Origin of the sequence: Micromonospora globispora, from assembly GCF_003857015.1 — a bacterium.
In the GTDB taxonomy this organism is placed as follows: Bacteria; Actinomycetota; Actinomycetes; order Mycobacteriales; family Micromonosporaceae; genus Micromonospora; species Micromonospora globispora.
In genome coordinates this window covers 1-7,884 of record NZ_QGGF01000249.1, presented here as the reverse complement: position 1 = coordinate 7,884, position 7,884 = coordinate 1, and the positions used below count along the sequence as shown (strand labels likewise).

Annotated in this window: 7 protein-coding genes; 2 read left to right on the top strand and 5 right to left on the bottom strand. The window is 72.8% G+C overall.

The window, feature by feature from the left end:
- From DKL51_RS11390 to DKL51_RS11380, 3 genes are all read right to left on the bottom strand, one after another.
- A partial coding sequence (locus tag DKL51_RS11390; protein ID WP_124812026.1) for an SCO6745 family protein occupies positions 1-539 on the bottom strand: 539 nt, incomplete at its 3' end.
- A 52-nt stretch (positions 540-591) separates the two neighbouring features.
- Positions 592-1,461 (bottom strand): hypothetical protein, encoded by an 870-nt coding sequence (locus DKL51_RS11385; RefSeq protein WP_124812025.1) that lies wholly within the window; start codon positions 1,459-1,461, stop codon positions 592-594.
- Between the two features lie 4 nt (positions 1,462-1,465).
- Positions 1,466-2,098: an MBL fold metallo-hydrolase gene (locus DKL51_RS11380; protein WP_109942780.1), complete on the bottom strand. Its 633-nt coding sequence runs from the start codon at positions 2,096-2,098 to the stop codon at positions 1,466-1,468.
- Between the two features lie 118 nt (positions 2,099-2,216).
- Here DKL51_RS11380 and DKL51_RS11375 point away from each other — a divergent pair, with 118 nt between their 5' ends.
- Positions 2,217-3,182: a DUF4349 domain-containing protein gene (locus DKL51_RS11375; protein ID WP_243421023.1), complete on the top strand. Its 966-nt coding sequence runs from the start codon at positions 2,217-2,219 to the stop codon at positions 3,180-3,182.
- Here the strand turns inward: DKL51_RS11375 and DKL51_RS11370 are convergent.
- Positions 3,139-4,398 carry an amidohydrolase gene (locus tag DKL51_RS11370; protein WP_109942782.1) on the bottom strand — a complete coding sequence of 420 codons (1,260 nt, stop codon included), beginning with the start codon at positions 4,396-4,398 and terminating at the stop codon, positions 3,139-3,141. The genes DKL51_RS11375 and DKL51_RS11370 overlap by 44 nt on opposite strands.
- 656 nt (positions 4,399-5,054) lie before the next feature.
- Complete coding sequence (locus DKL51_RS11365; protein WP_109942783.1) at positions 5,055-6,638, bottom strand: acyl-CoA mutase large subunit family protein; 1,584 nt, start codon at positions 6,636-6,638, stop codon at positions 5,055-5,057.
- Positions 6,639-6,842: 204 nt separating this feature from the next.
- Here DKL51_RS11365 and DKL51_RS11360 point away from each other — a divergent pair.
- On the top strand, positions 6,843-7,884 hold a 1,042-nt coding region (locus DKL51_RS11360; RefSeq protein WP_148097767.1), incomplete at its 3' end, for a serine/threonine-protein kinase.

The following is a 7,884-nucleotide window of genomic DNA, read 5'->3' as shown; positions in this document are numbered from 1 at the left end:
CAGGCGAGCACCGCCTCCAGCGGCGTCATCCCGGCGGCCCGCACCGCGAGCAGGTACGCCCCGGCGAAATGCTCGCGGAGCAGGAGCAGCCCGACGGCGGCCCGGGCTCCCGGCGACCGCTCCGGCACCAGCATGGCGCGCCAGGCGGCGAAGAGCGGCATCCCGCTCGCGTCCGCCGCCTCGACGGTGCGCTCCAGCAGCCCGACCAGCCGGGTCACGCCAGGCGTGTCGGGCAGGTGCTGGGCGCCCCAGCGGCAGCATTCGGCCAGGTTCGCCGCGGCCACCTCGACCGGGCGGACGGTACGGGCGGCGGCGTCCCAGCCGTCGGCGACCGCATCCGGGGCGATGAAGCCGAGGGCGGCGGCGGCCGTCTCGGCCCGTACGTCGCCGAGCGCCCCGGCCCGGCCGGTGATGTAGAACGCCCAGCCGGAGATGCCGAGCAGCCGGGCCCGGCGCAGGGTGCCCGGGCAGCGGGTGAATGCCTCCCCGAGCTCCAGCACCAGCGGCTTGCCGGCGGCGGCGACCTGCTCGGGGGTCATCCCTGGCCCCCCGCCACCGGCCGCCTCCGTCCACCGTGGTCGTCCATCCCGGTCAGTCTGCCCGCTGGTCGCCCCCGGCGGCATCCTCCTCTTCGGCGTCCAGCGCCTCCACCGCGGCCTCGACCTCGCCGGTACGCCGCCGGGCCGCGGTGAACGCCCGCTCCGCGGCGCGCCGGGCCAGCTTGGCCCGGCTCAGCTCCTGCTCGGCGACGGCCCGCCGGCGTTCCAGCTCGGCGAGTTCGGTCTCGATCCGGTCCAGTGTGGCCGCGCCGTCCTCCTCGGACCGGGTGGCGCCGGTCAGCTCCGTCTCGGCCTTCTTCTGGTCCGACCGGGCCGAGCGGGCGAAGCGCCGCCGGGCCTCGGCCCGCTCGGCCTCCCGATCCGGTACGGGCGGCTCCTCCACGCCCCCGGTGACGAGCCGGAGCTGGGGGCGGGGCACTTCACCGAAGCCGGCGTAGTGCGTGGCTCGGAGCAGCCGGCCGGAGCGGACCTGCTCGGCCACCTCCGCGTCGGAGAGGGCCGCGTTGAGGGTGGCCTCGACCTCGGCCAGCGGCAGCTTCCCGGCCGGCGGCGCGTCCTTCTCGGCAGCGGCCAGCTTGCGCACCTCGGCGACCAGCGCGCCCACCACGGCCCGGCGCTGCGCGGACAGCTCACGCAGTTTGGTGCCGCGCAGTTCCCGCTGGGCGGAGCGGAGCGACTCGGAGAGCTGGGCCAGGTCGGCGACCAGCTCCGGTCGGCGGATCGCCAGCAGGTTGACCAGCCAGGCCGCCACGGTCGGGCGGCGCAGCTTGGCGATCTCCCGGGCGGCGGCCCGGTCGCCGGCCCGGCGGGCGTCGTCGACGGCGGCGTCCCTGGCCGCGACGAACCGGTCCGGCGGCGTCGCGTAGAGCCGCTGGACCACGTCGCGGGAGGGGCCGGCCACGGGGTCAGACGACGAATCGGCTGCCCGGTTCGAGCCGCTGGTACTCCGTCCCGCAGTGCGCCTTGTACTGCCGGTCGAGCACCTTGAAGCCGTTGTCGTTGAGCAGGCCGTCGTGCAGCGCGAACGCGCGGCGCGGGGCGACCGCCCGGACGAAGTCCACCACCTCGGAGAACTTCGACCAGGGCGCGTGGATCGGCGCGAAGAGGGTGTCCACCTGCTGGACGTCGGCGGGGACGACCAGCGAGTCCCCCGGGTGGTAGACCACGTCGTTGAACAGGTAGCCCACGTTCTCCACCACCGGGATCTCGGGGTGGATGACGGCGTGCCGGCCGCCGTACGCGCGGACCGGCACCCCGGCCGCGGTGAACGACTGCCCGGGCTCGACGACGGTCAGCGCCTCGGCGGCGTCGCCGAGCACCTTGGTGAGTGAGGCCGGGCCGTGCAGGCTGAACGGCCGCCGCTCCAGTGCCCGGTTGACCGCCTCCGCGTTGACGTGGTCCGGGTGCTCGTGGGTGATCAGCACCGCGTCCGCCCCGTCCAGCGCCTCGGGCTCGCTGTACACCCCGGGATCGACGACGACCACCGCCCCGTCGTGCTCGAGCCGGAGGCAGGAGTGGGCGTACTTGGTGACCTGCATCGTGACTCCTCGATTATCGAATCGTGACGTCCTCAGCGCAGTCTGCCGGAACCGGCGCGGTATCGCGTCGCGTCCGACGTATCGGCTCCACGAAGGGGCCATGAGGATCGGAGCGGGGATGAGCGTACGAGGAAAACGCCGTCGGGGCGTACCCCTGGCGGCGGTGGGACTGGTGGCGGTGCTGCTCGCGGGGGGTTGCAGCGCGGAGAGCTCGCAGAACGACCGCGGCACGGCGGCGCAGGCGCCGGCGGGCGCCGGACAGGACCAGGCGGCTCCCGGCCAGGCCGGTGCGGGCGCACCGGACCTGCGGGTCGACCAGCGGTCGATCATCTACACCGGAACGATGCAGGTCCAGGTGGACGACGTGGAGCGGGCGGCCCGGGCGGCGATCGACACGGTGACCGCGGCGGGCGGCTTCGTCGGCGGCGACCAGCGGCACAGCGAGGCGGCGGACGCCCGGGCCGAGCTGGAGCTGCGGGTACCGGCGGCGAAGTTCACCACGGTCGTCGACGAGCTGGCGAAGCTCGGCCGGCAGCAGCGGCGCGAGGTGCACACGCAGGACGTCACCGAGGAGACCATCGACCTGGACGCCCGGATCACCAGCCAGCGGGCCCGGGTGGAGAGCGCGCGGAAGCTGCTCGCCCGGGCCAGCTCGATCAGCGACCTGATCTCGCTGGAGAACGAGCTGGCCAAGCGGGAGGCCGACCTCGCCTCGCTGGAGGCGAAGAAGCGCCGGCTGGCCGATCTGACCGCGCTCTCCACCATCACGGTGACCTTTGTCGGCGCGGACGCCTCGACGGCGGAGAAGAAGACCGAGATCGGCTTCCTGGTCGGGCTGCGCGGCGGCTGGCAGGTCTTCCTCGCCTCGGTCACCGTGCTGCTGACGGTGCTGGGCGCGCTGCTGCCGTGGCTGCTGGCGATCGGCGTACCGCTGGCGATCCTGCTCCGGATGCTGCGCCGGCGCCGTCGGCGGCGGATGCCGCCGGCCGGTCCGGCGCCGGTCGTCGCGCCGCCGATCGGGCCGGTGGGTGGTCCGTCGCCTACCGCGCCGCCGCCAGTGCCCGCAACGCGGTCTGCACCATGAGCCGTACGCCCACCGGGATGGCGCGCTCGTCCACGTCGAACGAGGCCCGGTGCAGGTCCACGTTGGGGCCGGCGCGGCCGACGCCGAGACGGGCGAGCGCGCCGGGGACGTGCTCCAGGTACCAGGAGAAGTCCTCGCCGCCCATGCTCTGCGGGGTCTCCGCGATGCCCTCGGGGCCGAGCGCGGCCGCGGTGGCGGCGGTCAGCACGCCGATGGCGCGGGCGTCGTTGCTGACCGGCGGGCGGCCGCGGAGGTACTCCAGGTCGACGGTCGCCCCGGTGGGCGCGAGGACGTCCCGGACCACCTGAGCGACGATCTTGGGAGCCTGCTCCCAGGTGTCGCGGTCCATCACCCGCAGCGTGCCGGCGGCGCACGCCTCGGACGGGATGACGTTGTAGCGGGTGCCGGCCGAGGCGTGGCCGAACACCAGCAGCAGCCCGCTGTTGGCCGGCACCCGGCGGCTGACCAGGGTCGGCACCTCGGTGACCAGGCGGCCGAGCGCGTCGACCAGGTCGACGGTCAGGTGCGGCCGGGCGGTGTGCCCACCCGGGCCGGTGAGCCGGACGGTGACGTTGTCGGCGGCGGCGGTGATCGGGCCGACCCGCAGGCCGACCTTGCCGACCGGCAGGTTCGGGTCGCAGTGCACGGCGAAGATCTGCACCACGTCGTCGAGGCCGCCTGCCTCGATGACCTCCAGCGAACCGCAGGGCAGGATCTCCTCGGCGGGCTGGAAGATGAGCCGGATCCGGCCGTCGAGCTGGCCGAGGTCGGCGAGCTGCGCGAGCAGCATGCCGACGCCGAGCATCACGCTGGTGTGCACGTCGTGTCCGCAGGCGTGGCAGACCCCGTCCACCGTGGACCGGTACGGCACGTCCTTCGGGTCGGTCAACGGCAGGGCGTCGATGTCGGCGCGCAGCGCGATCACCGGGCCGTCCGGGCGCCCGTCGATGTCGCAGATGACGCCGTTGCCCTTGGGCAGCAGGCGCGGGTTCAGCCCGGCCAGGGAGAGCTCCCGGGCGATCAGGGCCGCCGTCTCGAACTCTTCACCGGAGAGCTCCGGGTGGGAGTGGATGTGACGGCGGGTGGCGATGAGGCCGGGTACCCGGAGGGCGAGCAGATGGTCGAGCTCGAAGGGCAGGGGCTGGGACCCGGATGGCGCCTCCGGCCAGGACGACGCCAGCTGGCTGCCCACGGGCAGCGTCAACGCACTCGTCACGTCGAATTCTCGATCACTAGAGATGGATGGATCTTCGGGGAGAACAGCAGACAGCCTAGACCTCCGCCGGTGACGCTGCGCAACGTCTTTCCCGTAGCGACTGGACCGCACAGCGTCACGAATGCCCTGGTGGGAGGGCTCGAATATCTGCGGGACAGCAGGTAGATCGCGGTTGAACCCCGTCATCTGCCCCACACCTCCTACAACGCGTAACCGATTCGGCGGTCACGAAATCACCGTCGATACCGAGGCCATCGTTCCGAATTGTCGCATTAGTCGGGACAATTAACTGGCGGTCCGACAATTACCCGGCGACACAGGGCCGCCGGGCGACTCCCGAGGGTGACATGACAGCCCGGCGTGCGACCGCACACGCTGTCCGTCCCGTTCACCCGACCGGGTTACCCGCAATCCCGATTCGCACACACGCAGCCGCGCGCGGCGGGCCCCACTGGCCTGGATCGCCGGCGGACGGGCCGGACACCGTCGCCCGGCAGGTCCACGCCGGGTCGCCACGCTCCGGCGACGTGCGGGGAGACATCGACTGTAGCGCCGCCGGGCCAACTCCGGCGAGGACGTCCGCCCAGCTCAAGCAACGCCGAACGGCGGCCCGCGCCGGGCCCGGAGGGGCACCGGCGGGACCGCCGTCGGGTACGTCAGAACCGGTCGCTCGGCCGGTACGTCCCCCACACCTGGCGCAGCGTCCCGCAGACCTCGCCGACGGTGGCCCGGGCCCGCAGCGCCTCCTTCATCGGGTAGAGCACGTTCTCGGTGCCCTCGGCGGCCGACCGCAGCTCGGCCAGGGCCCGCTCCACCGCGCCGTTGTTCCGCTCGGCCCGCAGCTTCGCCAGCCGCTCCGCCTGAGCCGCCTCGATCGCCGGGTCCACCCGCAGCGGCTCGTACGGCTCCTCCTCGTCGATCTGGAACCGGTTGAGCCCGACCACCACCCGCTCGCCGGAGTCGATCTCCTGCGCGATCCGGTACGCCGACTGCTCGATCTCCCGCTTCTGGAAGCCGGCCTCGATCGCGTCCACCGCCGAACCGTGATCCGCCACCCGCTCCATCAGCTCGGTCGCCGCCGCCTCGATCTCGGCGGTCATCGCCTCCACCACGTACGAGCCGGCGAACGGGTCGACCGTGGCGGTCAGGTCCGTCTCGTACGCCAGCACCTGCTGGGTACGCAGCGCCAGCCGGGCCGCCTTCTCGGTGGGCAGCGCAATCGCCTCGTCGAAGCTGTTGGTGTGCAGCGACTGGGTGCCACCGAGCACCGCGCCGAGCCCCTGGATCGCCACCCGGACCAGGTTCACCTCGGGCTGCTGGGCGGTGAGCTGCACGCCCGCGGTCTGGGTGTGGAACCGCAGCATCATCGACTTCGGATCCTTCGCCCCGAACTCGTCGCGCATCAGCCGGGCCCAGATCCGCCGGGCCGCCCGGAACTTGGCGACCTCCTCGATCAGGGTGGTGCGGGCGACGAAGAAGAACGACAGCCGGGGCGCGAAGTCGTCCACGGCCAGCCCGGCGGCCATCGCGGCCCGCACGTACTCCACGCCGTTGGCCAGGGTGAACGCGATCTCCTGCGCGGGCGTCGCGCCCGCCTCGGCCATGTGGTAGCCGGAGATGGAGATAGTGTTCCACTTCGGCACCTCCTTGCGGCAGTAGCCGAACGTGTCGGCCACCAGCCTCAGCGAGGGCTTCGGCGGGAAGATGTACGTCCCCCGGGCGATGTACTCCTTGAGGATGTCGTTCTGGATGGTGCCGTTGAGCGCCGAGCCCGGCACCCCCGACTCCTCGGCGACGAGCTGGTAGAGCAGGAGCAGCACCGAGCCGGGCGCGTTGATGGTCATCGAGGTGGAGACCTTGTCCAGCGGGATGTCGTCGAAGAGCAGCCGCATGTCCTCGATGGAGTCGATGGCCACCCCGACCTTGCCGACCTCACCGTGCGCGATCGGGTCGTCGGAGTCGTACCCCATCTGGGTGGGCAGGTCGAAGGCGACGGAGAGGCCCATCGTGCCGGCCCGCAGCAGCTGGTGGTAGCGGGCGTTGGACTCGGTGGCGGTGCCGAAACCGGCGTACTGCCGCATGGTCCACGGCCGGGAGGTGTACATCGTCGGGTACACGCCGCGGGTGTACGGGTACTCGCCCGGCGCGCCGAGCCGGCCCTCCAGGTCCCCGGGAAGGTCCGCCGCCGTGTAGACGCCCTTGATCGGGAAACCCGACTCGCTTGACCGCGCTTCGCTCATTACCGGATGGTAGGACGCGGCCGGCCGTCGATGGGTGAGGGATTGCGCACACCCCGTCGACGGTGGTCGACAAGAGGTGAACAACCGGCCACGTACCGTCGAGTAGGCAAACCTCCGCCGCGCCGGGTTTCGCATCGGCCGTCGGAACCAGCAAGATAGGGGAGTTGTGTCCCAGCCCCCTCGATATCCCCCGGTGGCTTTTCTGTGACTCAGATCCCGACGTGGAGCGGCGGACCAGTCAGTCCCCCCACTGGACGCGCGGCACCCGGCACCACCATCGGCGGTCGTTACTCGCTGCGCTCCGCGGTGGGCAACGGCGGCATGGGCACGGTCTGGCGTGCCAGCGACACGCTGCTGCGCCGTGACGTGGCGGTCAAGGAGGTGATCCTCCCGCCGGGGCTGGCCCCGAGCGACCGCGACGCGATGTACGAGCGCACCCTCCGCGAGGCGCGCGCCGCCGCCGCGATCCAGCACCCGGCCGTGGTCCAGGTGTACGACGTGGTCACCGAGGGTGGCCGCCCGTGGATCGTGATGGAACTGCTGGACGCGCGCAGCCTCGCCGACATGGTCATCGAGGACGGGCCGGTCGCGCCCCGCGCGGTCGCCAAGATCGGCATCGCCCTGCTCGGCGCGCTGGAGGTGGCGCACGCGATCGGCGTGCTGCACCGCGACGTCAAGCCGGCCAATGTGCTGATCTGCTCCGACGGTCGCTGCGTGCTGACCGACTTCGGGGTGGCCCGGATGCCCACGGACGTGCAGCTCACCACGCCCGGCATGGTGCTCGGTTCGCCGCATTTCATCTCCCCGGAGCGGGCGATGGGCCAGGAGTTCGGCCCGCCGAGCGACCTCTTCTCGCTGGGCGTCACGCTCTACACGGCGGTGGAGGGGCGTCCCCCGTTCGACAAGGGGGACCCGATCGAGACCATGCACGCCGTGGTCGAGGATCCGCCGGCCCCGCCCCAGCGCAGCGGCCCGCTGACCCGGGTGCTGATGGGGCTGCTGGAGAAGGACCCGGCCCGCCGGCTGGACGTGCATACCGCCCGGGGGATGCTCCGCGAGCTGCTCACGGGCCCGCTGACCAGCACCGCGACGGCGGTCAACTCGGTCACCGACCCGTACGCCGTGGTGCCCGTGCAGCGACCGGCCGCGGCCCTGCCGGCGGCCGGGCCGGAGCCGAAGCCGACCGGCCAGATCGGCGGCCGCGCGATGATCGGCCCCGGCGAGTCGCTGACCGACCGGCTGGCCG

Coding starts and splice junctions, on each gene's coding strand:
- DKL51_RS11365 (WP_109942783.1), bottom strand. CDS start 6,638: ATGAGCGAAGCGCGGTCAAGCGAGTCGGGTTTCCCGATCAAGGGCGTC.
- DKL51_RS11375 (WP_243421023.1), top strand. CDS start 2,217: ATGAGCGTACGAGGAAAACGCCGTCGGGGCGTACCCCTGGCGGCGGTG.
- DKL51_RS11380 (WP_109942780.1), bottom strand. CDS start 2,098: ATGCAGGTCACCAAGTACGCCCACTCCTGCCTCCGGCTCGAGCACGAC.